26 protein-coding genes and 1 pseudogene are annotated in these 24,944 nt (G+C 57.4%); 14 read left to right on the forward strand and 13 right to left on the reverse strand.

The window, feature by feature from the left end; translation table 11 throughout:
* Position 1: 1 nt before the first annotated feature.
* From DA792_RS11880 to DA792_RS11895, 4 genes are all read right to left on the reverse strand, one after another.
* Entirely contained in the window at positions 2–238 is a 237-nt protein-coding gene (locus DA792_RS11880; RefSeq protein WP_107720122.1) for a DUF2842 domain-containing protein, read from the reverse strand.
* A gap of 6 nt (positions 239–244) precedes the next feature.
* On the reverse strand, positions 245–1,540 hold the full coding sequence (locus tag DA792_RS11885; RefSeq protein ID WP_107720123.1) for an adenylosuccinate synthase: 1,296 nt from the start codon (positions 1,538–1,540) through the stop codon (positions 245–247).
* A gap of 84 nt (positions 1,541–1,624) precedes the next feature.
* Entirely contained in the window at positions 1,625–2,185 is a 561-nt protein-coding gene (locus tag DA792_RS11890) for a GNAT family N-acetyltransferase (protein ID WP_107720124.1), read from the reverse strand.
* Positions 2,182–2,775 (reverse strand): hypothetical protein, encoded by a 594-nt coding sequence (locus DA792_RS11895; RefSeq protein ID WP_107720125.1) that lies wholly within the window; start codon positions 2,773–2,775, stop codon positions 2,182–2,184. Before DA792_RS11895 ends, DA792_RS11890 begins: the two co-directional genes overlap by 4 nt.
* Before the next feature lie 177 nt (positions 2,776–2,952).
* Here DA792_RS11895 and secG point away from each other — a divergent pair, with 177 nt between their 5' ends.
* Together secG and DA792_RS11905 are read left to right on the forward strand one after the other, a co-directional pair.
* On the forward strand, positions 2,953–3,315 hold the full coding sequence (gene secG / locus DA792_RS11900; protein WP_107720126.1) for a preprotein translocase subunit SecG: 363 nt from the start codon (positions 2,953–2,955) through the stop codon (positions 3,313–3,315).
* A gap of 203 nt (positions 3,316–3,518) precedes the next feature.
* The gene (locus tag DA792_RS11905) at positions 3,519–5,162 is read left to right on the forward strand and encodes a CTP synthase (RefSeq protein WP_107720127.1); all 1,644 of its coding nucleotides are present in this window, start codon (positions 3,519–3,521) and stop codon (positions 5,160–5,162) included.
* A 55-nt stretch (positions 5,163–5,217) separates the two neighbouring features.
* Here DA792_RS11905 and DA792_RS11910 read toward each other — a convergent pair whose 3' ends face one another.
* Together DA792_RS11910 and DA792_RS11915 are read right to left on the reverse strand one after the other, a co-directional pair.
* Positions 5,218–5,850 (reverse strand): FMN-binding negative transcriptional regulator, encoded by a 633-nt coding sequence (locus DA792_RS11910; RefSeq protein ID WP_107720128.1) that lies wholly within the window; start codon positions 5,848–5,850, stop codon positions 5,218–5,220.
* Positions 5,851–5,940: 90 nt separating this feature from the next.
* Positions 5,941–6,393 (reverse strand): Lrp/AsnC family transcriptional regulator, encoded by a 453-nt coding sequence (locus tag DA792_RS11915; protein WP_107722680.1) that lies wholly within the window; start codon positions 6,391–6,393, stop codon positions 5,941–5,943.
* A 73-nt stretch (positions 6,394–6,466) separates the two neighbouring features.
* Between DA792_RS11915 and DA792_RS11920 the strand changes: the two are divergent.
* The 11 genes and pseudogenes from DA792_RS11920 to DA792_RS11965 all read left to right on the forward strand — a co-directional run bounded on the left by DA792_RS11920 (position 6,467) and on the right by DA792_RS11965 (position 15,930).
* Positions 6,467–7,059: pseudogene (locus tag DA792_RS11920) on the forward strand (LysE family translocator).
* Between the two features lie 84 nt (positions 7,060–7,143).
* Entirely contained in the window at positions 7,144–8,055 is a 912-nt protein-coding gene (gene ppk2 / locus DA792_RS11925) for a polyphosphate kinase 2 (protein ID WP_107720129.1), read from the forward strand.
* A gap of 86 nt (positions 8,056–8,141) precedes the next feature.
* Positions 8,142–8,585 carry a TerB family tellurite resistance protein gene (locus DA792_RS11930; protein ID WP_107720130.1) on the forward strand — a complete coding sequence of 148 codons (444 nt, stop codon included), beginning with the start codon at positions 8,142–8,144 and terminating at the stop codon, positions 8,583–8,585.
* 134 nt (positions 8,586–8,719) lie between these two features.
* Positions 8,720–9,535 carry an ABC transporter ATP-binding protein gene (locus DA792_RS11935; protein ID WP_107720131.1) on the forward strand — a complete coding sequence of 272 codons (816 nt, stop codon included), beginning with the start codon at positions 8,720–8,722 and terminating at the stop codon, positions 9,533–9,535.
* 28 nt (positions 9,536–9,563) lie between these two features.
* Positions 9,564–10,283 carry a transporter substrate-binding domain-containing protein gene (locus tag DA792_RS11940; RefSeq protein WP_107720132.1) on the forward strand — a complete coding sequence of 240 codons (720 nt, stop codon included), beginning with the start codon at positions 9,564–9,566 and terminating at the stop codon, positions 10,281–10,283.
* A gap of 148 nt (positions 10,284–10,431) precedes the next feature.
* Positions 10,432–11,262, forward strand: coding sequence for an ABC transporter permease (locus DA792_RS11945; RefSeq protein ID WP_417267012.1), 831 nt, complete (start codon positions 10,432–10,434; stop codon positions 11,260–11,262).
* Positions 11,259–12,065: an ABC transporter permease gene (locus tag DA792_RS11950; RefSeq protein WP_107720134.1), complete on the forward strand. Its 807-nt coding sequence runs from the start codon at positions 11,259–11,261 to the stop codon at positions 12,063–12,065. Before DA792_RS11945 ends, DA792_RS11950 begins: the two co-directional genes overlap by 4 nt.
* Complete coding sequence (locus DA792_RS23090) at positions 12,062–12,196, forward strand: hypothetical protein (protein WP_302667093.1); 135 nt, start codon at positions 12,062–12,064, stop codon at positions 12,194–12,196. Before DA792_RS11950 ends, DA792_RS23090 begins: the two co-directional genes overlap by 4 nt.
* Positions 12,197–12,484: 288 nt before the next feature.
* Complete coding sequence (locus DA792_RS11955; protein ID WP_107720135.1) at positions 12,485–13,180, forward strand: type 1 glutamine amidotransferase; 696 nt, start codon at positions 12,485–12,487, stop codon at positions 13,178–13,180.
* Positions 13,180–14,532: a glutamine synthetase family protein gene (locus DA792_RS11960; RefSeq protein ID WP_107720136.1), complete on the forward strand. Its 1,353-nt coding sequence runs from the start codon at positions 13,180–13,182 to the stop codon at positions 14,530–14,532. The genes DA792_RS11955 and DA792_RS11960 overlap by 1 nt, the downstream gene beginning before the upstream one ends.
* A gap of 183 nt (positions 14,533–14,715) precedes the next feature.
* Positions 14,716–15,930 carry a DegT/DnrJ/EryC1/StrS family aminotransferase gene (locus DA792_RS11965; protein ID WP_107722681.1) on the forward strand — a complete coding sequence of 405 codons (1,215 nt, stop codon included), beginning with the start codon at positions 14,716–14,718 and terminating at the stop codon, positions 15,928–15,930.
* Between the two features lie 54 nt (positions 15,931–15,984).
* On the opposite strand, the gene DA792_RS11970 is transcribed toward DA792_RS11965, so the two are convergent.
* The 4 genes from DA792_RS11970 to phaC all read right to left on the reverse strand — a co-directional run bounded on the left by DA792_RS11970 (position 15,985) and on the right by phaC (position 20,360).
* On the reverse strand, positions 15,985–16,929 hold the full coding sequence (locus DA792_RS11970) for a LysR family transcriptional regulator (protein ID WP_107720137.1): 945 nt from the start codon (positions 16,927–16,929) through the stop codon (positions 15,985–15,987).
* Between the two features lie 173 nt (positions 16,930–17,102).
* Positions 17,103–17,666, reverse strand: coding sequence for a polyhydroxyalkanoate synthesis repressor PhaR (phaR, locus tag DA792_RS11975; RefSeq protein ID WP_107720138.1), 564 nt, complete (start codon positions 17,664–17,666; stop codon positions 17,103–17,105).
* Positions 17,667–17,930: 264 nt separating this feature from the next.
* A complete protein-coding gene (locus tag DA792_RS11980) occupies positions 17,931–18,380 on the reverse strand; it encodes a phasin family protein (RefSeq protein ID WP_107720139.1) in 450 nt (149 codons plus the stop codon).
* A 174-nt stretch (positions 18,381–18,554) separates the two neighbouring features.
* Positions 18,555–20,360: a class I poly(R)-hydroxyalkanoic acid synthase gene (phaC, locus tag DA792_RS11985; RefSeq protein ID WP_107720140.1), complete on the reverse strand. Its 1,806-nt coding sequence runs from the start codon at positions 20,358–20,360 to the stop codon at positions 18,555–18,557.
* 146 nt (positions 20,361–20,506) lie between these two features.
* Between phaC and phaZ the strand changes: the two genes are divergently transcribed.
* The gene (gene phaZ, locus DA792_RS11990; RefSeq protein WP_107720141.1) at positions 20,507–21,811 is read left to right on the forward strand and encodes a polyhydroxyalkanoate depolymerase; all 1,305 of its coding nucleotides are present in this window, start codon (positions 20,507–20,509) and stop codon (positions 21,809–21,811) included.
* Positions 21,812–21,895: 84 nt separating this feature from the next.
* Here the strand turns inward: phaZ and DA792_RS11995 are convergent, their stop codons facing one another.
* From DA792_RS11995 to DA792_RS12005, 3 genes are all read right to left on the reverse strand, one after another.
* Positions 21,896–22,609 carry an alpha/beta fold hydrolase gene (locus tag DA792_RS11995; RefSeq protein ID WP_107720142.1) on the reverse strand — a complete coding sequence of 238 codons (714 nt, stop codon included), beginning with the start codon at positions 22,607–22,609 and terminating at the stop codon, positions 21,896–21,898.
* Positions 22,610–22,659: 50 nt separating this feature from the next.
* Positions 22,660–23,403 (reverse strand): alpha/beta hydrolase, encoded by a 744-nt coding sequence (locus tag DA792_RS12000; RefSeq protein ID WP_107720143.1) that lies wholly within the window; start codon positions 23,401–23,403, stop codon positions 22,660–22,662.
* Positions 23,404–23,522: 119 nt separating this feature from the next.
* Positions 23,523–24,839 (reverse strand): MFS transporter, encoded by a 1,317-nt coding sequence (locus tag DA792_RS12005; RefSeq protein ID WP_107720144.1) that lies wholly within the window; start codon positions 24,837–24,839, stop codon positions 23,523–23,525.
* Positions 24,840–24,944 lie beyond the last annotated feature (105 nt).

The following is a 24,944-nucleotide window of genomic DNA, read 5'->3' on the forward strand; positions in this document are numbered from 1 at the left end:
ATCAATCTTCTCGATCTGAAGACGGTGCATTCGGGTCCGCCTGACCGATGCCTTTGAACACCGCCTTCAACGGCACAGCCCAAAGCACACCCAACCCAACATAAACCGCCAGTTCGACCCAAATCGACGGGCGCCCGAGCCAGTTCATCACCGTCACCGCCACGACGATATAGCCGGGCAGACCCAGCACGAGGATCAACAGCGCCAGGCGGCGACGGGCTTTGTAGCTCAGAGCCATACCGCCTTAATCCGCAAACGGATCGGTGACGAGGATGGTGTCTTCGCGCTCCGGCGAGGTCGACAACATCGACACCGGACATTCGATCAACTCTTCGATGTGGCGGACATATTTGATCGCATTGGCCGGCAGATCGTTCCAGGAGCGTGCGCCTTCGGTCGATTCGGACCAACCGGGCATTTCCTCATAGATCGGCGTGCAGCGTGCCTGTTGATCGGCGGCGGTCGGCAGATAATCAAGCCGTTCCCCGTCAAGATCATAGCCGACACAGATTTTCAGCGTCTCAAACCCGTCCAAAACGTCGAGCTTGGTCAGAGCAATCCCGGTCACGCCAGAGGTCGCACAGGTCTGACGCACAAGCGCGGCGTCGAACCAGCCACAGCGGCGTTTGCGGCCCGTCACCGTGCCAAATTCATGGCCGCGTTCGCCCAACCGCTGACCATCATCATCGAGCAATTCGGTCGGGAACGGACCTTCGCCCACGCGGGTGGTGTAGGCTTTGACGATCCCCAACACATAGTTGATCGCGCCCGGCCCCATGCCCACCCCCGTAGCGGCCTGACCGGCAATCACGTTGGAGGATGTCACAAACGGATAGGTGCCGAAATCAATGTCCAAAAGTGCGCCCTGTGCGCCTTCGAACAGGATGCGTTTGCCGGCTTTGCGCTGCTCATTGAGCACTTTCCAAACCGGTTTCGCATAGGGCAGAATTTCGCCCGCAATGGCTTTGAGATCATTGATCAAACGGTCACGATCGACCGGCTCAATGCCAAGCCCTTTGCGCAGCGGATCGTGGTGTTGAAGCGCGCGATCAACGCGGGCAATCAACGTGGCCTCATCGGCCAAATCCGCGACGCGCACCGAACGACGCCCGACTTTGTCCTCATAGGCCGGGCCGATGCCGCGACCTGTGGTGCCAATCTTTGTCCCTTTAGAGGCCGCTTCTTCGCGCGCCCGGTCCAATTCACCGTGGATCGGCAGGATCAGCGGCGTGTTTTCCGCGACCATCAAGGTCTCCGGCGTGATCTCCACGCCCTGTTCGCGAATCTTGGCGATTTCCGCCACAAGATGCCACGGGTCCAACACAACCCCATTGCCGATCACCGACAATTTACCACCGCGCACCACACCCGAAGGCAATGCGTTCAGCTTATAGACCTTGCCGTCGATGACGAGCGTGTGGCCGGCATTGTGACCACCTTGAAAGCGCGCGATGATGTCTGCGCGCTCAGAAAGCCAGTCTACAATCTTGCCTTTTCCCTCGTCACCCCATTGGGCGCCGACAACGACGACGTTAGCCATAATGAATCCTTTGGATTGGATGAAGCCCGGGGCTGTATAGCCAGCCAGACCGCGTGATGAAACCACAATTTAAGGGCTGCGGCTTTATATTGCGCAAATTTCGGTGAGATCGGCCCAGCCATAGGCAATCTCGTCCAGACCTTCGCCATTCTGGCCGTCGACCCGTTCGGCGGACACAACGCCACCAAGCGCCTGATAAAAGCCACGCGCGCCCGCGTTTTCGGACAGGACCCAAAGGGCTGCGGCAGCATGCCCTATCGCGGTGAGCGCCCTTGCCCCCTCGCCCATCAACGCCCGGCCAATTCCCTGTCTTTGGGCGCTATCCGCGACATAAATCGCGGAAAACTCACCGGGAAAGGACGTCAGCAACTCTTCGTCACGCTGGTCGCCACAGGACAAAAAGCCCACAACCACGCCCGCGTGTTCGGCCACGACCACCGCGCCACGCCCGGATTGCGCATAAGCCGTAAGGATTTTCCCCCAACCGTTTTCACGATCTGCCACCGTCATACGTTCAATCAACGCGGCGGGCAAAATATCACGATAGGCGCTTTGCCACACCGCCACTTGCACCTCGGCAATGGCATGAGCGTCAAAAAGCGTTGCGGGGCGCAGGGAAAAAGGCGGCGTTTGAATCTGTGTCATGGCCGCTTTTTTAGCCCGTGCAGGAGGGCCAGCACCAGCCCCAAAAGCAACACACCAAAGAGCGCAAAGGGCGCGACCGCCACCCCCGCCTCGGGGCTGAACAGCACCGACCAGAGCAGTTTTAACCCGGCGCCCAGAGCGACAACGACAAAGCCAAGCCACAAGGACCGCCGCCAAAAGGCCAAGGCCACCAGCCCAAAATAGACCGCAACCGCGAGAGCGCCCAACAGATTGGCCGCGGTCCAACCGGATTGCAAAAGCGCGCGCTCCATCGCGAGAAAGGCCAGAACATCCTCCCGTGGCGCGACGGGGACAGGGAACCAGAACATCGACGTTACAATCGCCAGAACCGACAAAATCACGCCCGGCAACCAGCGCCGCCATGCGCAATAACAATAAGGCAGCACCAAAACCGGACGCGCGATCCAAGACAAAGTGTTTTGATGGCGGGCAAAGGCCCAGTCGAAAAAGGCTGAGTTTGTGAAAAACAGCCAAAGCACGGCGACAAGCGCCACTGTGAGCACAATCGACAAAATGACATCCCGGCGGGACATGTCGAACCTGCGGGACATGGCGAACCTGCGGGGCATGGCGAACCTTTGGTTTGGGCATGACAGACACGGGTCAAAGGGGGCATATCCCGCCTGATTATGTCAAGAATGCGCAGCGGCCCCAAAGTCGCACACGCATTTGACATGGTTTGTGGGGTTGCGTCAGTCCACCGAAGCTTTTAAGTAGCCCCATCGAACGACCCAAAGGCCTGATCCATGGAAAATGTCATCCTCGTCATCCACCTGATCCTCGCGCTTTGCCTGATTGGCATTGTGCTTTTGCAGCGCTCTGAGGGTGGCGGCCTTGGCATGGGGGGAGGCGGCGGCGACGTCATGACCGGCCGTGCGGCAGCCACGGCCCTTGGCAAACTGACCTGGATCTTTGCGATTGGCTTTATCTGCACCTCCCTGACACTGACCGTTTTGGCGCGTCGGGATGCGGCCACCTCCTCTGTGATGGACGGTGTCGCGATTGAGGATGTGGCGCCGGCCGAGACCTCCACACCGGCCGTACCGTCGGGCGACAGCCTGTTGCCGCCCTCCGCCGATGCACCGGTCGAAGCCCCGCGCGCCGACTGATCCATCTAAAACTTAGGTTTTAACAATACCTTGGGCGTTGAGCGGATTTTCCACTCAACATGTTGCGGTTTGGTTGCGCGGGACGACCGAATCTGATATCGCTTAAATCCCGTGAACCGTGGCGTTTTTGGCCCCTCATCTGGGCCAAATTCAAACGCCGCGTCCGCATGAATTTTGGACTATCACGGGAGACACTCCAGCCCATGGCACGTTACGTTTTTATCACCGGCGGTGTTGTATCCTCGCTTGGCAAAGGGCTTGCTTCGGCCGCCCTTGGCGCCCTTTTGCAAGCCCGCGGATATTCGGTCCGCCTGCGCAAACTTGACCCTTATCTCAACGTCGATCCGGGCACGATGAGCCCGTTTGAACACGGCGAAGTGTTTGTGACCGACGATGGTGCCGAAACCGATCTCGACCTTGGCCATTATGAGCGTTTCACCGGCGTGGCAGCACGCAACACAGATTCGATTTCCTCAGGTCGCGTGTACACCAATGTGTTGGAAAAAGAGCGCCGGGGTGATTACCTTGGCAAGACCATTCAGGTGATCCCGCATGTCACCAATGAAATCAAAGACTTCCTTGAAATTGGCGATGATGAGGTCGATTTCATGCTCTGCGAGATCGGCGGTACCGTCGGCGACATTGAAGGCCTGCCCTTCTTTGAAGCCATCCGCCAATTCGCCCAGGACCGTCCGCGCGGCCAGTGTATTTTCATGCACCTGACGCTGCTGCCGTACATCACCGCCTCCGGCGAGTTGAAAACCAAGCCGACCCAGCACTCGGTGAAAGAGCTGCGCACCATTGGCCTTCAGCCGAATGTGCTGGTCTGCCGCTCCGAGCATCCGATCCCGGAAAAAGAGCGCGAAAAAATCGCCCTGTTCTGTAACGTGCGCAAAGAGGACGTGATCGCGGCCCCGGATTTGAAATCCATCTACGAAGCGCCTCTGGCCTATCACCGCGAAGGTCTGGACCAGGCCGTGCTGGATGCCTTCGGCATCGCGCCCGCCCCGAAACCCGACCTCACTGTATGGCATGACGTGGCCGACCGGGTGTTTAACCCCGAAGGCGAAGTCAAAATCGCCATCGTCGGCAAATATGTCCAACTCGAAGACGCGTATAAATCCATTGCAGAGGCCCTGACCCATGGCGGCATGGCCAACCGGGTCCGCGTCAAGGTTGAATGGGTCGATGCCGAAATTTTCGAACGCGAAGATCCCGCCCCCTACCTCGAAGGCTTCCACGCCATTCTGGTTCCCGGCGGCTTTGGCGAACGCGGCACCGAGGGCAAAATCAAAGCGGCGGAATTCGCCCGGACCCGCAAAATCCCCTACTTGGGCATCTGCCTGGGCATGCAATTGGCCGTCATTGAGGCCGCGCGCAATCTTGCCGGGATCGACACCGCCGGGTCCGAAGAATTTGATCACGAAGCGGGCAAAAAACGGTTTGAACCGGTGGTCTATCACCTCAAAGAATGGGTGCAGGGCAACCACACCGTGCGCCGTAAAACCGGCGACGACAAGGGTGGCACTATGCGCCTTGGGGCCTATAACGCGACCCTGACCGCAGGTTCGAAAGTGGCCGAGATTTACGGCTCAACCGAGATCGAAGAACGCCACCGTCACCGCTATGAGGTCGACACGAAATACCGCGAAAAATTGCAAGACTGCGGTTTGCTCTTCTCCGGCATGTCGCCTGACGGGCGCTTGCCAGAGATCGTCGAACTCAAAGATCACCCGTGGTACATCGGCGTTCAGTTCCACCCGGAATTGAAATCCAAACCCTTCGCCCCCGCCCCTTTGTTCCGCGACTTTGTGCGCGCGGCAAAAGAGATTTCGCGGCTGGTCTAAGCCAGTCAAACAATCGCAAAAAGGCGCTCTTTGGAGCGCCTTTTTCGTCTTTACCTTAGTCCTGAGCCGCGGGGAATGAGGCCAAGGCCTGTGCCAGATCCACGCCCTGCTCGCCCGACGCCATCAACCCCTCATAGGTGCCCTGACGGTCGGCGGACGATTTGTGCTGGTTGACCTTCCATTTGCCCTCCAACCGATCCACCGTGAACCGCAGCCCGATGATGCCACGCTTGAGCGCCGCGAGATAGGGCACGGGCGCGTCTGACATGGCCCAAGGCTCCGCCCGACCGGCCTCATGGCGATGGGTCAAATCCCCCAGATGGGCGTGAAGCTCCTCGGTGCCATTGAAACTTTCAAACGCCCCATGGGCATGCACCACGATATAGGCCCAGGTCGGCACGACTTTGCCATCTACCTGTTTTGATGGATAAAAGGACGGCGAGACATAGGCTTGCGGTCCTTGGAACATCACCACAGAGCCTGTGCCCGCAAGTTTCCAATGCGGATTGGGACGTGCCACGTGGCTTTCCAATATAACCTTTCCGCCCTCCTCGCGCACAATCCACGGCAGGTGACTGATCTCAATGCCGTCCGGCGTCGGCGTGATCAGCGCGCCAAAGGAGATCTCGGTCATCACATAGGCCAGCGTTGCGGGATCATTGATCGCGGAATTGTTCGGTGTGTACATGCGGATGCGTCCTCTTTGCCCCGGCCTAACATGCGCCCCCGCAGCTCGAAACAGAAATTTGGGTCATGGGCGCGAATCCAACGATTGGCCTCAGGCCCGCAAATCTTTTGGGCTTTCCATCACAATGTAAGAGGTGATCGAGGCCACCTCCGGCACGGTGCCCAACACTTCGGTATGAAAGCGTTTGTAGGCGGTCAAATCCGCCGTTTCGACCCGGAGCAAATATTCAAACACCCCGGCGATGTTGTGACATTCCTTGACCTCGGGAGCATAGCGCATCGCCGCCTCAAAGCCCTTTTGCGCCGCCTTGTTGTGGACCGACAGGCCAACCGCGATATAGGCGGTGAAGCCCTGCCCGACCTGCGTGCGATCAATGATGGCGCGATAGCCGCGAATGACGCCGCGCCGCTCCAACTCGCTCACCCGCCTCGACGTGGCCGAGGGCGACAGACCCACGCGCTCCGAGAGTTGCAGGTTGGTGAGGCGGCCATCGCGCTCAAGCTCACGCAATATTTTCTCGTCAATATCATCCATATCCGACATTCCGTGCAAAATACCTGCCATACTTCACATCTTTGCACGAATATTGCGGCATCAAAAGACTAATCTGCCCGGCATGGATATGACCCTTTTCATCGCCCTTCTGGCCTTCGCCTTTGTCTCCTCGGTCACGCCGGGGCCGAACAACCTGATGCTCTTGGCCTCGGGGGCCAATTTCGGCCTGCGCCGGACCCTACCGCATATGGTCGGCGTCTCGCTCGGGCATAGCTTTATGGTGTTCATCGTCGGGCTTGGGCTGGCGCAGATGTTTCAGGCCTACCCGCCGCTGCGCCAGATCATGTTGGTTGTCTCCATCGTCTATATGACGTGGCTGGCGTGGAAAATCGCCCATGCCAGCGCCCCCAAAGAGGGCACGGTCGGCGGCAAGCCGTTGACGTTTTTCCAAGCGGCGGCGTTTCAATGGGTGAACCCGAAGGGCTGGATCATGGCGATCGGTGCGCAGACCAATTATGCACAGGATGCCACATGGGGGCTGCCCTCATGGTCGGTGTTGGTTTTGTGATCGTCAATTTTCCGGCGATCACGCTTTGGGCCTGGCTCGGTCAGGAAATGCGCCGCTTTTTGACCAACACACGGCGTTTGACGGCGTTCAATTGGACAATGGCCGCGCTTTTGATGGCCTCTTTGATCCCAATCCTTTTCCATTAAGAAACCGTCATGTATGCGTGGTTAAAGGCACTTTAGAATTGCGGCCCCAATCGCAACGCAGCGCACAGACAGACGGAGTAGATGATGAGTTTTGACAAAGACGCCCAAGACTGGCTTGAGGCCGAACTGGCCGACACCCTCGACGAAGAGTGGGAAATTGAGCTCGAAGATTCGATCCTGTCGCGCGAAATCAAAAAGATTTACCAAAAAGAGCATCCTGACATGCTCGAACGCCAAGTCTATTTCCGCGAATTGCTGCGGCTTCAGGCCGAGTTGATCAAGCTACATGATTGGGTCGAACAGACCGGACAGAAGGTCGTGGTTTTGTTTGAGGGACGTGATTCGGCGGGCAAAGGCGGCGTGATCAAACGGATCACTCAGCGCCTCAACCCGCGCGTGGTGCGCGTCGTCGCCCTCCCCGCGCCCTCGAACCGTGAAAAAAGCCAATGGTATTTCCAACGCTATGTACCACATCTCCCGGCGGCGGGCGAAATGGTGTTGTTTGACCGCTCTTGGTACAATCGTTCCGGCGTTGAGCGGGTGATGGGCTTTGCCGACGAGGATCAAGTCGAACAGTTTTTCCAAGACGTTCCCGATTTTGAACGGATGCTGGTACGTTCTGGCATCAAGGTGATCAAATATTGGTTCTCGATCACCGATGAAGAACAGCAAATGCGATTCCTGATGCGCATTCACGACCCGATGAAACAGTGGAAATTGTCGCCGATGGATTTGCAATCGCGCATCCGTTGGGAGGATTACACAAAGGCGAAAGAAGACACATTCGCCCGCACCAACATCCCCGAAGCGCCGTGGTATATCGTTGAAGGCAATGACAAAAAACGCGCGCGGCTGAATTGCATCAACCATTTACTGTCGCAGTTCGACTATCACGAGATGCCGCATGAAGAGGTGCATTTGCCGGAGCGGGTCTACAACAAGACCTATGAGCGTGCGGTGTTGCCGCCTGAGCTGTATGTGCCAAACAAATACTAATCCTCGCAGTTGACGTTATCGCGAGCCAAGGTCGGAACGATTGCTCCGGCCTTTCCCTTTGGCAAAAGACCTCCTATATCCAATTTATGTTCGGTGATTTTCTCAAAACTCTGCTGCAACCCGCCCCGCCGCGTCTTCAAGTGACAGACGCGCGGCGTGCTTTGGCAGCACTCTTGGTCCGAGTGGCCCGCGCTGATGGGCATTATCACCCGTCTGAATCCCAGCGGATTGAGAAAATCCTGATCGAGCGCTATGCTCTGTCGCCCTTTGAGGCGGCGAAACTGCGTGGCGAGGCGGAGGTGCTTGAAGACGAAGCCCCCGACACCGTGCGCTTTACCCGCGCCATCAAGGAGGCCGTGCCCTATGAGGACCGCGAAAGCGTGATCGAAGGGCTTTGGTCGGTGGTTTTGGCCGACGGCGTGCGCGACAGCGACGAAGACACGCTGTTGCGTTTGGTTGCGAATCTTTTGGGTGTGAACGACCGCGACAGCGCTTTGGCGCGCAAAAGGGTCGAGGCACGGCTGGGTTAAACCCGGTCATAAGGCCCAAAGCCAGCCCAAGACCTAGGCGCGGGCCATACATATGATCAAAAAACGGGCGAAACGCTACGACACCCTGATGATCATTATTGCATATGCTTAAGATTTCGCCCTAACTCTTGTGGATGTTGACCAAAGACTCAAAAACCGCACCCGCCACGTCGCCTCTTGAGGCAACTCCCGTGATCGAAATCCGGGATTTGCACAAATCTTATGGCGAGTTGGAAGTGCTCAAGGGCGTCTCACTGAGCGCACCACGCGGCCATGTGCTTTCGCTGATTGGGTCGTCGGGCTCTGGCAAATCCACGTTGTTGCGCTGTGCCAACCTCCTTGAAGACAGCCAAAGCGGCGAGATCCTGTTTGAGGGCGAGCCGATCACATGGAAGGGCGAAGGCCTGAACCGGCGTCCGGCGGATCGCAAACAGGTGCTGCGCATCCGCACCAACCTGTCGATGGTGTTTCAACAATTCAATCTTTGGGCCCATATGACGATTTTGGAAAACGTCATGGAAGCCCCCGTTACGGTCATGGGCCGCGACAAAAAAGAGGTCGAAGCCAGCGCGCGTGCCTATCTCGACAAGGTCGGCATTGGTGACAAATGCGATGTCTATCCGGCGCAAATGTCCGGCGGCCAACAACAACGCGCCGCGATTGCGCGCGCCTTGTGCATGGAGCCAAAAGCCCTTTTGTTTGACGAACCGACCTCCGCGCTTGATCCCGAATTGGAACAAGAGGTGGTCAAGGTGATCAAAGCGCTGGCCGAAGAGGGCCGGACCATGATGATCGTCACCCACGACATGCGCATGGCGGCAGATATTTCCGACCATGTGGTGTTTTTGCACAAAGGGTTGATCGAAGAAGAGGGGCACCCAAGCCAGCTTTTCAATCAGCCCAAATCCGAACGCCTGCAACAGTTTCTCAGCGCGACTGTGCCGGCCTAAAACAAGCGCTATCTACTGGGAGAATTTCATGAAGACACTTATTCTAACTGCCGCCGCATGTGCCCTTATGGCAGGCGCCGCCTCTGCTGAAACCATCCGTTTGGGCACCGAGGGCGCCTACCCTCCGTACAACTACATTGATGACAGCGGCGAAGTTGCTGGCTTTGAGCGGATGTTGGGCGACGAGCTTTGCAAACGTGCCGAGCTTGAGTGCGAATGGGTCACCAATGATTGGGACAGCATCATCCCGAACCTTTTGTCCGGCAACTATGACGCGATCATCGCGGGCATGTCGATCACGCCCGAGCGCGCCGAGAAAGTCGATTTCTCCGTCAACTACACCCCGCCGTCCTTTTCTTCTTATGCGGCCATGTCCGAAGATGCCGACCTGACCGGCGGCATTGTCGCGGCACAGTCCAGCACCATCCAGTCCCAATACGTCGTCGACACGGGTGCCACGCTTTTGGAATTCCCCTCCTTTGAGGATTCCCTGGCCGCCATGATGTCCGGCGAAGCCGACGCTGTGTTTGCCGACAAAGACACCCTTGTGCCCGTCGTCGAAGAAGATCCCACCGTGATGTGGGTTGGCGAAGATATCGCACTTTCGGTTGGCATCGGCATGGCGTTCCGCAAATCCGACCCGGAATTGCGCGCAAAATTTGATGCAGGCATCGAAGCGATGAAAGCCGATGGCACGCTCAACACCATGATCAAAGACTATCTGGGCGAAGACAGCCCGGGCTTCTAAGCCCGTTTTGGCGGGGCTGCTCAGCGTGGCCCCGCCGCTTTTGTCCGATCTCGCCAACCGTGTTTTTCCCTGAGCTCACAGGTGATCCATCTTTTCCTATTGCGCCACTCCTGACACGCTCGAAGGCCTGACTTGGCTGAGCTGTTACATGACGACCGGAAAGCATCTCGCTTTTTACGCCTCCTTTGGGACGGTTCTGATGTTGTTGGCGGTGACCGCGCCGCTGGCCTTGGCGTTTGGATTTTTCTCGGCCACCGGCAGCCGCGCGCAATTCGCACCGCTGCGCTGGATTTCACAGACCTATATGGCGCTGGTCCGAGGCATTCCCGACATCGCCTTTTTCCTGTTTTTCGTGATCGCATTGGACCAAGGCATCGAGTGGCTGCGCCATCAGGTGAAGTGCCCCGACTGGGCCGAACCGATCCGCCAAGGCAATGATTTTATTGTCTGTGCTGCGGCCAAAATGCCGCTCAATGACGCCCCCGAAAGCGTGCACCAAATCTACGGCTTTGCCTTGGCCGTGTTGACCTTTGCCATCGTGTTTGGCGCCTTTGCCGGCAATGTGTTGGCCGGGGCGATGAACACCGTCCCCCACGGCCAAATTGAAACCGCCGAGGCCTATGGCATGAGCCACCGCCAAGCGTTTTGGCGCATCATCGTGCCTCAAATGTGGATTTACGCCCTGCCGGGCCTCTCGAACCTGTGGATGGTACTGATCAAAGCCACGCCGTTGCTGTTCCTGTTGGGCGTCGAAGACGTGGTCTATTGGGCGCGCGAATTGGGCGGCACCAAGAACATTCGGTTCACCGAATACCCCCACGGAGATTGGCGGATGTGGTACTTTTTAGCCCTTTTGGTGTTCTACCTTCTCTTCACCAAAGTCTCTGAAATCGTCCTCTCCCGCGTCACTCGCAAACTGAGCCAAGGACAGGCGACAGCGGGCGGTGAAGCCCTGCGCAAAGCGGGGACTGCACCATGAGCTGCCTCCAGACAGTTGCCGACTACGGCCTGCGCTCCATCGGCATTGGCGAGCGGCTTTTGCCCCGCGCCGACATTACATTATGTGATCAGGTGACCCTGATTGGCTCGGGCATGTTGTGGAACATCTATTTTGGCCTTCTTGCCATCCTGTTTGGCTTTTTCTCAGCCACGGGATTGGCATTGGCCAAAAACAGCACCTACAAACCGCTGCGTAAAGCGGCTGAATGGTTCATCTTTTTGTTCCGCGGATCGCCATTGTTCATCCAATTCTTCTTTGGCTATTTCCTGTTTCTCTCGTTGAAACAGAGCTTTCCGCTCTTTGACGCCTTCACCAGCGCATGGATCGGTGCGGCCATCGTCTTGTGGCTCAACACAACGGCCTATTCCGCCGAGATTTTTTACGGCGCTCTGCAATCCATCCCGAAAGGCGATATTGAGGCCGCCGACGCCTATGGCCTCTCCGGCTGGAAGCGCTTTCGCCGGATCACCTGGCCAACGCTGTTGCGTCTGGCCTGGCCCGCCTACACCAATGAGGCGATCTTTATCTTTCACTCCACGACCTTGGTGTTTTTCTCCGGCTTCCCGGCGCTGCAACAAAAGGGCGATGCGTTGTATTACGCCTCCTATTTCGCCGACAAGACGTTCAACCCCTTTATCCCCTATCCGATTTTGGCGGGCTATTTCGTCTGTGTCACGCTCTGCATCATCCTGACGTTTGGCGCGGTCAATCGCTATTTGAACCGCCATTTGCCAAGCTCCAAACGCCCCCGCCTGCGGATTCGGACACAGGTGATCCGATGACCCAAAACGCGGCTGGGTTGGGTGAAGATCCTGAAATCAAAACCATCCGCGCCGCGGCTGCCACATCGGAACTCGACATTGCCGGTGACTGCGCGTGCCAAAAGCACCTGCCCCCTGCGCACGGCGATTGATAGATTTGCCACCTCCCCTTGATGCGGCGAGGTTTCCCAGAGCAATTGATGCCCAACCAGCCCCTGAAAAAGCGCCAAAACGTCCGTGACTGGGCGGAATTTCCCCCGTGAAACAGGTCGCATTGGCGCTCGATACGGTGTGACGTTTGGGGTGACGTTTGGGGTAACTGCACTCAGAGATTGGGCGTGAGACTGATATTTGATCAAATTATTGCAACAGGCCTCGCCACCCCTTGCGGCATTATAACCAACACGCTACCGTCGGGCATTCACAACAGTCGGTGACTTATGAAACTCGGCATTCTGCAATGCGGACACGCGCCTGACCCGGTGGCGCAAAAACACGGGGATTTCGATCATATGTTTGCGCAACTCCTTGCGCCTTATGGCTACAGCTATGAGGTCTGGAACGTTGTCGACATGCAGTTCCCGGACGGGCCAGAGGCCGCCGATGCATGGCTTTTGACCGGCTCCAAACATGGTGCCTATGAAGACCACCCGTTTATACCGCCGCTTGAGGCGTTGATCCGGGACATTCAGGCCTCCGGTCGACGGATGCTTGGCATTTGTTTTGGCCATCAAATCATCGCCAAGGCTTTGGGCGGTACGGTTGAAAAATTCAAAGGCGGCTGGTCCATCGGCCGCACCGCCTATGACATTCCGGCGCTGGGTCATGTGTATCTCAATGCTTGGCACCAAGATCAGGTCACAACCCTGCCCGAAGGGGCCGAAGTCGTGGGCCAGAATGATTTTTGTGCCAATGCCGCGTTGGTCTATGGCGACAGCATCCTGACGATCCAACCCCACCCGGAATTGTCACCGACAATCATCTCCGACTATCTGGCCGCACGCGCCAATGATCCGGCCTATCCGCAGGATCTGATCGCAGCGGCGCTGGAGGAGAACGCACACCCCACAGATGACGCACGTTTTGCCGGGCTCATGGCGGGATTTCTAGACCAAGGGCGGGAGGCCCTGACCTGATGGATTTCTTCGATCAACTGCCCCAAGCCGCCCTTGATTTCATGGACGGGCGCAAACTGGATGAGGTCGAATGTATCGTTGCCGATCTCTCCGGCATTGCTCGCGGCAAGGCCATGCCCGCCGCCAAATTCGCCACGCAAAAACATTTCTACCTGCCCAATTCGATCTTTTTGCAATCCATCAATGGCGATTGGGTCGATGACGCGGATGCGCCGTTCACCGAACCTGACATGGTTTTGGTGCCTGATTTCAGCACCGCCTCCGCCGCGCCATGGACCGCTGATTGCACGCTTCAAGTCATCCATGATGTGTTTGATCAAAAGGGCGATATGATGCCCGTGGCCCCGCGCAATGTGTTGAAACGCGTGGTGGATTTGTATCATCAACAGGGCTGGGACCCGATTGTCGCACCGGAGATGGAATTCTTCCTCGTCGCGCGCAACACCGACCCGAACCAACCGATCGAGCCCCCCATCGGTCGCTCCGGCCGCCGTGCCGCTCAGCGTCAGGCCTACTCCATGTCCGCGGTCGACGAATATGGCCCGATCATTGATGACATTTACGACTTTGCCGAGGCTCAGGGCCTTGAGATCGACGGCATCTTGCAAGAGGGCGGTGCTGGTCAGATCGAGATGAACCTGCGTCATGGCGATCCGGTCAAATTGGCCGATGAAATGTTTTATTTCAAACGGTTGATCCGCGAAGCCGCGCTGCGTCACGATTGTTTTGCCACCTTTATGGCCAAACCGATTCAGGACGAACCGGGCTCGGCGATGCACATTCACCATTCGGTCGTGGACCTCAAAACCGGCGAAAATATCTTTTCCGATGCCGAGGGCGCAGAAACCGACGCCTTTCATCATTTCATCGCTGGGCTGCAAAATCACCTTGCCTCGACCATCGCGATCCATGCGCCCTATGTGAACAGCTATCGCCGCTACGTCCGGGATTTTGCCGCCCCCATTAACCTTGAATGGGGCCGCGACAACCGAACCACCGGGCTGCGCGTGCCGATCTCTGGACCCGAAGCACGGCGGATTGAAAATCGTCTGCCGGGGATGGATGTGAACCCCTATCTGTCGATTGCCGCCTCTTTGGCCTGCGGCTATCTCGGCCTGATGGAACGGCGTGAACCGCGCGACGAATATGTCGGGGACGCATATGCCTCTGCTGAGGGTATTCCGGGGACTTTGGCCTCCGCCCTCGATCTTTTGCAACGCGCCGATCAGATGCAAGAGGTGCTGGGTCGCGATTTTTGCCGCACCTACATTCAGGTGAAACGCACGGAAAACGATGCGTTTTTGCAGGTGATTTCGCCTTGGGAACGCGAGCATCTTTTGCTCAACGTCTAAAGGCATACCGCATCAGAACCGACACGAAAAAGGGGGCAAACTGCCCCCTTTTTGCGGCCTGCGCGCGCTCCGAAAATATGAATTTTTTGCGAAAACCCGCCGGTGCGACAGCACAAGAGTAGATTTCTCTGCGCACACCACTTACAGTTATTCTGAAAGAAGAATTTAAAAATGGTGAAAGACATGTCCGACGGAGCTTCTCACGCCCCCAACGTCTACGATGCCGAACCGATCCCCGCCCTGGCCCGCGAGGAGGTCGAACGCCTACTCCTGTCCGGTGATTTGTTCCGCTACACAGCCGCCAAAGACGCGCCGGTGACGTTGCTCGAACAGGAATTCGCCGCCATGCTCGGCGCGAAATATGCCCTCGCCGTTGCCTCCTGCTCCGCCGCTCTGTTCCTCTCTCTTAAGGCGCTCGACCTGCCGCGCGATGCGCGCGTTTTGATACCGGCCTTCACCTTTGCCGCCGTGCCCTCCGCCATCGACCATGCCAATTGCACGCCCGTTTTGGTCGAATGTGCAGACAACTACCGCATTGATTTGGAAGACTTTTACGCCAAGATCGAAGATGCTGACGCGGTGATGATTTCACACATGCGCGGCCACACCTCCGACATGGACGCGATCAAAACCGCCTGCGACGCCAAAGGCATCCCGTTGATTGAAGACGCGGCCCACAGTCTTGGCACGGTTTGGGACGGACAAAACATTGGTACGATTGGCAAAATCGGCTGTTTCTCGTTCCAGTCCTACAAACTATTGAACGGCGGCGAAGGCGGCATCATGATCACCGACGACGCCGAGGTCTATGCCCGAGCTGTTATCATGTCTGGTGCCTATGAGCACAACTGGGCCAAGCACAATCCGCAGCGCGACAATGCGCTTGTTGAGGCATTTGACCGCTGGCAGAACAAGCTGCCGCTCTACAACACCCGCCTGTCCAACATGTCCGCCACTTTGGTGCGTCCGCAGATCAAAGAAGTGCCGCGCCGTGTGGCCGATGGTCGTCGCAACCACGATTATGTTGCCGCTTTGCTTGAGGCCTCGCCCTATCTGAGCGTGCCCGCCAAGCTCGAAAAAGAGGTCCGCGCGCCTGACAGCCTTCAGTTCAATTTGGTGGATTTCTCCCGCGAAGAGGCGCTGTCTTTCCAAGAGGCCGCCAAAGCGCGTGGCGTCTCGGTTCAGGTCTTTGGTCTCTCAACGGACAACGCCCGCGCCTTTTGGAACTGGCAGTTCTTGGGCGACACGCCTGAGCTACCGAAAACCCGCGAGATGCTGTCGAAAGCCTGCGACACCCGCCTTCCGGCGCGTCTGCAACAACCCGATCTGGACTTTATCGCTGATGCGTTGCTCGGTGCCGCCGAGGCGGTCAAAGCTGTGCGTGCCGCAGCGGAATAATCGCGTTTAGCCCTAAAAATCAAAGACGCCGCCTCATTGGGGCGGCGTTTTGCGTTAGAGCAGTTTGACGTAACCCTCAAGCCAAGGGTTGGCCGCGACCAAGGGCGTGACCACCTGATCCTGCAACAGGGGACGCAAGCGCGCGGCGATGTCGCTGGCCATCTCGGACACGCCATCCCGGCGCACGGTCAAAGAAATCCGGCGCGACAGCGGCGTGGTTGGCAGCGGGAGGACCTCAATCGCGCTGGCATAACGCCCGGCGTTGAGCACGCCCAGAGAGGACAGGATCGTCCATCCGGTCCCCCCCGCCACCATTGCCAACATGGCGCGGTAACTGTCCAATTCAAACCGTTGGGTCAGCCGCATCCCCTGCTCTGACAGGTGATTGGCCACCATCCGCCCCATCGCATGACGGCGAGTGTATTGGATCAACGGCAGGGTTTGGATCGCCTCACGATGGCCCTTTGGCACCACGGCGACGAACGGATCTTGCAACATTGGATGGCTCTCCCGCCAGTCCTCCGCCATATCCAATTCGGCGGCGACAATCACGTCGAGTGCCCGGTGTTCCAACCGGTCAAGCAGCCGATGCGACGGGCCGGTCTCCAATTCAAACCGGGTGTTTGTCAACGTGTCGGCCATCTGTGCGATCAGCAAAGGCGTCACACTGGATTCAAAATCTTCGACCATGCCAAGGCGCAACTGGCCCAATTGGCTCAGGTCCAACCCGGCGATTTCAGAGCGCGCGCGCGCCGCCTCCAACAGGATCGTTTGCGCCCGTTTGCGCAACACCCGTCCCGCAGGCGTCAGGCTCATTGGCCGTTCGCGCCGGTTCATCAATTCGGTGCCCAGCGCGGTTTCGAGGTTTGAGATTTGTTGCGAGATGGCAGAGGGCGACGCCCCCAATCGCTTGGCCGCCGCCGAGACAGAGCCCTCCTCGGACACGGCCAAAAACACCTCAACCCCCCAAAGCGTCAACCGCCCAACCTTGTCACTCATCGCGCTGCGTCGCCTTTTGGTGTTTGATCTCGTGTTGATCACAAGCCTAGGGGGTGCTGTGCGGACTGTCACCCGCCTAATCGAAGGGGGCCGTACATTCATGCCGCAGCTGCAAAACAAAACCCCGCCGATTGGGCGGGGCTTGTCTTGATCAGCGGATCAAATGGGCGCGTTTATTGCAGTTTGGACAGCTTGTCCTGAAGCTCAGCGAGTTGCTTTTTGATCTCGCCCAGATCTTCTTTGCTCTCGGTCGCAGCTTCGGCTTTCGGTGCGGTCCAATTCGCCCCAAGCCCACTGCCCAAGCCCCCGGTCATCGCCTTCAGGAAAGCGTCCTGTTGGGCTTGCAGCGCTTCAAATCCCGGCAAACTGGTGCCAAAGTTTTGCATCACCTGCTCTTGGCCGTGGCGGAGCATTTCAAAACTCTGCGCCAAAAATTGCGGCACAACGGATTGAATATCCGAGGTGTAGCTGCGCACAAGATCGGTCAAGACGTTGAGCGGCAACACGCTTTCACCGCGGCTTTCATGTTCCGCGATGATTTGCAAAAGGTACTGACGGGTCAAATCATCCCCGGATTTCAAATCAACGATCTGCACATCACGCCCCTCGCGGATAAACCCCGCGATGTCCTCCAGCGTGACATAGTCAGACGTCTCAGTGTTATAGAGGCGACGCGACGCATAGCGTTTGATCAACAGCGTCGCGGTTTTATCAAATGTTTTTTTCTCGGCGGCCATTCTGGGCTCCCCTCCCTTATTGGCATTGCAGCGAGCCTAAGCGACGGATTTTCCAAAAGCAAAAGAAATCCCTATCAAACCGATACCGCTACCATGTCACCGGGGCAAAACCAGCGTGCATCAGACCTCTGCGGCATTCTGCGCTGCGGCGCAAATCCACATGCCGACCAAGAAAAATGGGCCCCCAAAAGGAGGCCCATTTCTGATGCGGCAGGGTCAGGGAGGCGACCCCCACGCGCGAATACAATCGTAAGACCAGATGCCTTAGGCGGCCGGAGTGGTCACTTTTTTCGCAGCTTTGGTCATTTCGTCTGTCGCTTTTTTAGCGGCAGCGGTCATGTCTTCGCCTGCGTCTTTGCCAGCAGCGAGCATCAGTTCAACGGTTTCCATTTGAACTTTTTTCGCAACTTCAGCGAAAGCGGCCATGTTTTCAGCAGCCAATTCAGCCTGAGCAGAAGCGAAATCGGTGACCGCTTTGGTGTAATCGGTCGGCTCTTCTTTCACAGCTGCCACAGTGGAGGCTTTTGCGAGAACTTCTTTGGTCCATTTGGAGGAAATCTCAGTGGATTTCTCAGCAGCTTCGAGAGCCACTTTGGCCATTTTCTCACCAAGCGATGCTTGGGTTTTGAACGCGTCCTGCATTGCCGACATGTCCATTGGGAAATTGCCCATCATGTCTTTCATCATTTTGGTGAAGTCATCAGTTTTAGCCATGTCACAGTCCTTTGCGGTTACTAAATAAGCGGTCCGTTCCGGTGTGCCGCTCTGAATTCGTTACAGACCGGCGTTGATGTCGCTCTGCACTTGCAAACAGAATATGCATGCTGCGGTGCAGAAAATCAAGTGTTTTATGCTGCACCGCAGAAAAATACCCAAAACCACGTAGATTCAGGGTGTTGCCTGTGACGCAACGTAATCGCCCGGAGCCGGACCCAATGTTGCGCGCCCCGAATCACCCGGATGACGCGCTGGAACCATCTTACCGGCCTTAGATGACAACCAGTTTTCCCACCGCGGCCACCATGAGCCTTGATGAAAATCCGCCCCCGCTTTCCACTCCTGCGGTGACAGTGTCAGATCACTGTTGGTATAATGACCGTATTTCTTTTTCGATGGCGGATTGACGATCCCGGCAATATGCCCGGACTCTGAGAGGATGAAGGTTTTGTTCTTCGATCCCATCTGACGCACCCCATTATAGGAGCTGGTCCAAGCCGCGATGTGATCGGTCTCACAACCGATGGCACAGAGCGGCACATCCACTTCGGAAAGACGTACCGTTGTTCCGGCGATCGGGAACCCCGTGGTCGACAGTTCATCCCGCTGGCACAGACCGCGCAAATATTCGACCGCCATTCGCCCCGGAAGGTTGGTGGCATCGCCATTCCAGTACAACAGATCAAAGGCAGGCGGCGCCTCCCCCATCATATAGGAGCGGATCGCGGGCTGATAAATCAGATCGTTGGCACGCAGGTAAGAGAAGGTGCGGTTCATATACAAAGACTTCATCAAGCCCGTGCGCGTCGCCTCTGCCTCAATTCCATCGACAAAATCATCATCCAAAAACACCCCAACCTCGCCCTGATCGGCAAAATCGGTCAGGGTGGTAAAGAAGGTGGCGGATTTGATCGACTTGTCGCCGCGTTGTTTCATCAATCCCAACGTGATCGCCAACGTCGTGCCCGCGATACAGTAGCCGATCACATTGATCTTGGCCTCTTTGGTGATCTCTTTGACCTGAGCGATGGCGGTCAAAAATCCCTCTTCGACATAGGTGTCCATGCCGACATCGGCATAGCTCTCATCCGGGTTGACCCAAGAGACGACAAAGACGGTGTACCCCTGCTCCACCACCCATTTGATCAGAGAATTCTGTTCGCGCAGATCAAGAATGTAGAATTTGTTGATCCAGGGCGGAAAGATCAGAAGTGGGGTTTTATGAACCTCGTTGGTCAAAGGCGCATATTGAATCAGCTCAAACATCCGGTTGCGAAACACCACTTCACCCTTTGAGGTGCCGATGTTTTTGCCAACCTTAAAAGCGGCCTTGTCGGCCAAGTTCACAATCGCCTCGCCCTGATGTTCCTCAAGATCGCGGACAAGGTTCTCCAAACCGCGCACCAAGCTTTCGCCATCGGTGTCAATCGCCTGTTGCAACGCGTCCGGGTTGGTCGCCAAGAAATTGGTCGGCGACATCATATCAATGATCTGGCGAGTGAAATAATCGACGCGGCGGCGTTCGCGGTCTTCCATCACCTCAAGATCACCCACGGCGGTTTCAATCGCCTCGGCATTCATCATGTATTGTTGTTTGATAAAATTAAAATACGGGTTGTTGTCCCAAGCCGGGTTGGCGAATCGGCGATCCTTTGGGGTCTCATCCGGCGGCGGGCTCATATCGCCCTTTGCCAACCGATGTTGGGCATCGACATAATGCTTTAGCGTTTTGCCCCAGTGCCCGACCTGATGTTCAATCACCCGCGCCGGGTTGTTCATCATTTCGGCCATATAGGCCGCTGCGGCTTTCATAAATAACTCTTGGTTCGGCCCCTGCAACGACTGCGGCACCGGTTTCTTTTGCGCCAACGCCGAAACCAACCGCTGCGACAAAGCTTCTATCTTTGCGATATTCGCGTTCAATGCCTCAAATTCATGCGGTTTGTCTTGCGTTTTGACATCTCCATCCCCTGTCATCTCGCCTCATCCCTCCATTTTGCACTTGCAGCATGACAAAATGCTGTAAGACTATATAAACTACGATAGCGATAGAGATGGCAGGTGGGAAGGCGCTGATGTGCCCTAATCTCACAAGGCTGGAACGAGACACCAAGGAGTGACGCATGCGATTTATGGCGACCTACGATTTCATGGAAACGATGCGGAACACCAACCAGTGGCTCGGGGCCTCGGCCTTGGCGCTTGGCTCTTACCCCGCCATGTCGATGGTGCCCAACCCCGCGATCCAATGGCTCGCCGCTTGGGGCCAAGTGACTGAACGTTCCTTTGCGCGTATGGGGGCCAAACCCGACTGGGGCATTCAATCCGTGGTCGGCGAAGATGGCCGCGATCATATCGTCGATATCGAAGTTGAAGTGTCCAAAGCCTTTGGCGACCTGATCCATTTCAAGGTCCAGGGTCGCAAAGAAATGCCGCGCAAAGTTCTGCTCGTCGCACCCATGTCCGGCCATTACGCCACACTGCTGCGCTCGACCGTCGTGTCGCTGTTGCCCGATTGCGAACTCTACATCACCGATTGGCACAACGCCCGCGACATTCCGGTGTCCGAAGGCAAATTCGACGTTGAGGACTACACCCTCTACCTCGTTGATTTCATGAAACATCTTGGCCCGCAAATCCATGTCATCGCGGTCTGTCAACCGGCCCCGCTGACCTTGGCCGCAACCGCCTATCTGGCCGAAGAAGACCCCAAAGCTCAGCCGCGCAGCCTGACGTTGATCGGCGGGCCAATTGACCCTGACGCGACTCCGACCGAAGTCACCGACTTTGGCAACCGCATCACCATGGGCCAGCTTGAACAAAGCATGATCCAGCGCGTCGGATATAAATACAAAGGCGTCGGCCGCAAGGTCTATCCGGGTCTGTTGCAGCTCAGCTCCTTCATCGCGATGAATTCTGAAAGCCACACCAAGGCCTTCAAAGATCAAATCAACCGTGTCGCCAAAGGCGAAGCCTCGGATCACGACAAGCACAATAAGTTCTACGACGAATACCTCGCCGTGATGGACATGACCGCCGAATTCTACCTCTCGACTGTTGAGCGGGTGTTCAAAGGCTTGGAAATCGCCAACAACGAATTCGTCGTCGCAGGCAAGCGAATCGATATCGGCAAAATCACCGATGTGGCAGTCAAAACCGTCGAAGGTGAGAATGACGACATCTCGGCTCCGGGCCAATGCGTCGCGGCGCTCGATCTGTGCACGGGCCTGCCAGACAGCAAAAAAGCCTGGCATTTGGAGCCGGGCGCGGGTCACTACGGGATTTTTGCGGGCAAAAGCTGGCGCAACAACATCCGGCCCTTGGTGCTGGATTTCATCGACGCCAACTCGGGACCGCGCGTGGTTGCGGGCAAAGACACCGCCCGTCCAAGCGCTGCCGCCAAAGCCAAGACCAAAGCCGCAGGGTAATCAGCGCCCGAACTTAATTCAAAACGGCGTCCTCCCACACGAGCGGCGCCGTTTTTTGAGTATTTTCGCTGCCATGAAGGGGCTTTAGCGCAACACCAACGGAGCCTCGGCCTCAAGCCATGTTCTAAGCGCGCGCGACACGGTTTTGGGCGCTTCCAACATCGGCAGATGTCCAGCTTTTTCAATCAGAACCAACTGCGCGCGTGGCATCAACTGGGCGATGAAATCTTGCCGCCGGGCCGGACAAATCGTATCGGCCACACCGCCAATCACCAGCGCCGGAAGCCGCGCACGCCGCAGCACATTTTGTAAATCCGGACGGCGTTGCAGAATGCGCGATTGGGCCAAATAGGTCTCCGCCCCGGCCTCCATCGCCATGTCGAGCCAATATTCGCGAATGGCGGTGCGGTGCGGCGACTCAAACAACGCCGTACTGGGCAGTTCTTCCAATAGCGCCTCACCAAACCGGCCGGTTTTGGCTTTAATCATTCGCGGTTCACGGGCAGCGGCCGCATTTGGCGGTTCGGCCTGCGCCGAGGCGGAAATCAACGCCAGTCGCGTCACCCGTCCGGGCGCACGGCGCAGCATTTCTGTTGCCACAGAGGCCCCGAGATCATGCCCGGCCAGCGCGAATTTCGCGGGTGCGACGGCCAGAACATAATCCGCCATCTCAGCCAAGCTCACCCCTTTGAGCGGTGCAACCATCACGGCATGGTCCCGGCTCAGATCGTTGATCTGATCCGCAAACACCCGACCGTCCGCGAGAAATCCGGGGAGAAACACTAAGCTTTCCGTCATCGGTAGGTCATCCTGCCGGGGTCACTCCCCAAATTTGTTTCGGCGCAAGATCAAATGCGCGCCAGCACATCACAGATCGCCGCCTCGATGGTTTTGAGACAATCCGGGGTCGAAAACGGGTGATCCGCGCCTTTGACAAGCATCAGCCGCAGATCATCGCCCTGCGCATGATCAAACAGGCGCAGCGCCGTTTCGGTGGACACCGCCGTATCCTCTGTGCCTTGCAAAAATCGCACCGGAAAAGGCAGATTCAGCGGGGCACGCAACACAAGATGATCCCGGCCATCGAGGATCAGGCGTTTGGTGATCGGATAGGGCTCACCATATTCAGAGGGCACATGCACGACGCCCTTGTCCATCAATTCGGCGCGCTGATCGTCGTCAAAGCTGGCCCAAAACCCGTCTTCGGTAAAATCGGGGGCGGCGGCGATGGTGACAAGCCCCGCCACCCGCTCAGGCATCCGCGTACACATCAAAAGCGAAATCCACCCGCCCATGGAGGAGCCGACAAGCAACTGCGGTCCGGTTGTGAGCGTTGAGATCGCCACCTGCGCATCTTCTGCCCAATCACCGATAGCGCCCTCTTCAAAGCGGCCCGCGCTTGCGCCATGACCGGAATAATCAAACCGCAAAAACGGTCGCCCCTCTGCACGCGCCCAAGCGTCCAAAGCCGTGGCTTTGCTGCCCTCCATATCGGATTTAAAGCCGCCTAAGAACACCACGCCGGTGCCCTGGCCCGCAACCTGATGATAGGCGATGCGGCGACCGCTTGAGGTATCTAAAAACTCTGGCATGGCACTGTCCTCCGTCCTTGCCTCAGGCCTATCGCGGCTGGGAAAACTTTGCAATCCGCTGGCCCGAACCGGTCCCACTGACATAGAGAGGCCGGCAGGGGTCCGTTCAAATACCGCACTCAGTCCCGCTCCATCGAAAACAGCGAAAAGCCTGTTTCGACCTCGCTCAAGCGCGATGCAACTCCGGCCCCCGCCAATGCCAAGCCCGCAAAGCAGAGGAGAGCGCCATGCGGGCCAATCAAACTGGCCACTGCGCCGATCGCCCCCGAGCCCAAAAGGATCACCCCAATGACGGTATTTGCAACCGCCGTATAGGCGGTGCGTTGCTCAGAGGGGGCAAGATCGACCAGATAGGTGGAGCGGCCTTGGCGCACACCATGGTAGCAAATCATCAGCAAAAACAAGGACACAGGAATGGCCCAAAGCGTCGAAGACAGGCCCATCAGGTCCAACACGACGCCAAGAACCAAGGCAGCGGCCCCAAATAGACCTGAGAGCATCAGAACGGTTTTCGACGACCGATCCGCCAATCTCCCCCAAACATATGAGGACAGAAACGAGGCCACCGCCGAGGCCAGAACCGAGGCACCGAGCGCCTTGAATGTGCCGTTACCGGCCTGCGCACCGAGGACAATGAGGTAAGGCGGGGCCAGTGCTGTGCCAGTCAAAAGGCCACGCGCATAAATAAACCGGCGCAACATCGGCTTGTCACGCAACAGGCGTAGTTGGGACAAAATGCGCGGATCGCCGGCACCGGGATCGCGGTCTTCGCGCAGGGTCGAAAACGTCAGAAACGCAGCACCCCACAGCACAGCAGCCACCCCCAACGCGCCAATCACCAAGACAAAGCGGTCCACAGGGGCGAAAATCAGCAAAAGTGCAAAGATCACCACCACCAGCGCGGAGGCAGAGGCCGCCGACCCGGTGACCGCGCCGCGCCGGGTTTTCGCGATGGTTTTGCCAAGGATGTCTTTGTAACTGACCGAGGCAACAGAGCGCGACACGGCCAAAAGCGCCACAGCCCCACAGGCGGCGACCCCGGCGGTTGCGCCCTGCATATTCAGTCCGATCAAGACCAAAAGCAACGCCGCCAGGCCCTGCCCCAAACACGCGAGTGCCCACGCCCATTTGCGAACTGGCAGCGCATGAATATGCGGCGCGGTGAAAAGTTGCGGCAAAAGCGCGCCCGCCTCGCGGATTGGCACCAACAGGCCAATCAAGGCGGCGGGCGTACCAAGGTGGCTTAAAAGCCAAGAGAGCACCAATTTCGGATCAAACAGCCCATCGGCAGATTTGGTCATCGAAAGGGCCGCAAAGTGACGCAGGAAATTTCCCGGTTCTTGCGCCTTGGCCGCCGCACTGAGCCCCTCAGCCTCGCGACCGTCGCCCCCTTGCACCCCAGAAAGACGTTCAAACATCGCATTTACGGCAGTCATGGCGGCCCTTTCGCATTGACTCGGTCACACTATAGATTCACATAGGGCGAACACCATAACCCGCAACCGGGCGCTCCGTGGGCGCCAAACTGACGAGGAGTGCCA

The organism is Celeribacter baekdonensis, assembly GCF_003047105.1.
Taxonomy (GTDB): Bacteria; Pseudomonadota; Alphaproteobacteria; order Rhodobacterales; family Rhodobacteraceae; genus Celeribacter; species Celeribacter baekdonensis_B.

Bases quoted from the DNA above. Each gene is read 5' to 3' on its own strand.
- DA792_RS11885 (WP_107720123.1), bottom strand. From the start codon at position 1,540: ATGGCTAACGTCGTCGTTGTCGGCGCCCAATGGGGTGACGAGGGAAAA.
- DA792_RS11880 (WP_107720122.1), bottom strand. From the start codon at position 238: ATGGCTCTGAGCTACAAAGCCCGTCGCCGCCTGGCGCTGTTGATCCTC.
- DA792_RS11960 (WP_107720136.1), top strand. From the start codon at position 13,180: ATGGATTTCTTCGATCAACTGCCCCAAGCCGCCCTTGATTTCATGGAC.
- DA792_RS11890 (WP_107720124.1), bottom strand. From the start codon at position 2,185: ATGACACAGATTCAAACGCCGCCTTTTTCCCTGCGCCCCGCAACGCTT.
- DA792_RS11945 (WP_417267012.1), top strand. From the start codon at position 10,432: ATGACGACCGGAAAGCATCTCGCTTTTTACGCCTCCTTTGGGACGGTT.
- phaR (WP_107720138.1), bottom strand. From the start codon at position 17,666: ATGGCCGCCGAGAAAAAAACATTTGATAAAACCGCGACGCTGTTGATC.
- DA792_RS12000 (WP_107720143.1), bottom strand. From the start codon at position 23,403: ATGCCAGAGTTTTTAGATACCTCAAGCGGTCGCCGCATCGCCTATCAT.
- DA792_RS11940 (WP_107720132.1), top strand. From the start codon at position 9,564: ATGAAGACACTTATTCTAACTGCCGCCGCATGTGCCCTTATGGCAGGC.
- DA792_RS11910 (WP_107720128.1), bottom strand. From the start codon at position 5,850: ATGTACACACCGAACAATTCCGCGATCAATGATCCCGCAACGCTGGCC.
- ppk2 (WP_107720129.1), top strand. From the start codon at position 7,144: ATGAGTTTTGACAAAGACGCCCAAGACTGGCTTGAGGCCGAACTGGCC.
- DA792_RS11905 (WP_107720127.1), top strand. From the start codon at position 3,519: ATGGCACGTTACGTTTTTATCACCGGCGGTGTTGTATCCTCGCTTGGC.
- DA792_RS23090 (WP_302667093.1), top strand. From the start codon at position 12,062: ATGACCCAAAACGCGGCTGGGTTGGGTGAAGATCCTGAAATCAAAACC.
- DA792_RS11955 (WP_107720135.1), top strand. From the start codon at position 12,485: ATGAAACTCGGCATTCTGCAATGCGGACACGCGCCTGACCCGGTGGCG.
- DA792_RS11930 (WP_107720130.1), top strand. From the start codon at position 8,142: ATGTTCGGTGATTTTCTCAAAACTCTGCTGCAACCCGCCCCGCCGCGT.
- DA792_RS11915 (WP_107722680.1), bottom strand. From the start codon at position 6,393: ATGTCGGATATGGATGATATTGACGAGAAAATATTGCGTGAGCTTGAG.
- phaZ (WP_107720141.1), top strand. From the start codon at position 20,507: ATGCGATTTATGGCGACCTACGATTTCATGGAAACGATGCGGAACACC.
- DA792_RS11995 (WP_107720142.1), bottom strand. From the start codon at position 22,609: ATGACGGAAAGCTTAGTGTTTCTCCCCGGATTTCTCGCGGACGGTCGG.
- DA792_RS12005 (WP_107720144.1), bottom strand. From the start codon at position 24,839: ATGACTGCCGTAAATGCGATGTTTGAACGTCTTTCTGGGGTGCAAGGG.
- phaC (WP_107720140.1), bottom strand. From the start codon at position 20,360: ATGACAGGGGATGGAGATGTCAAAACGCAAGACAAACCGCATGAATTT.
- DA792_RS11935 (WP_107720131.1), top strand. From the start codon at position 8,720: ATGTTGACCAAAGACTCAAAAACCGCACCCGCCACGTCGCCTCTTGAG.
- DA792_RS11965 (WP_107722681.1), top strand. From the start codon at position 14,716: ATGTCCGACGGAGCTTCTCACGCCCCCAACGTCTACGATGCCGAACCG.
- DA792_RS11970 (WP_107720137.1), bottom strand. From the start codon at position 16,929: ATGAGTGACAAGGTTGGGCGGTTGACGCTTTGGGGGGTTGAGGTGTTT.
- secG (WP_107720126.1), top strand. From the start codon at position 2,953: ATGGAAAATGTCATCCTCGTCATCCACCTGATCCTCGCGCTTTGCCTG.
- DA792_RS11950 (WP_107720134.1), top strand. From the start codon at position 11,259: ATGAGCTGCCTCCAGACAGTTGCCGACTACGGCCTGCGCTCCATCGGC.
- DA792_RS11980 (WP_107720139.1), bottom strand. From the start codon at position 18,380: ATGGCTAAAACTGATGACTTCACCAAAATGATGAAAGACATGATGGGC.
- DA792_RS11895 (WP_107720125.1), bottom strand. From the start codon at position 2,775: ATGCCCCGCAGGTTCGCCATGTCCCGCAGGTTCGACATGTCCCGCCGG.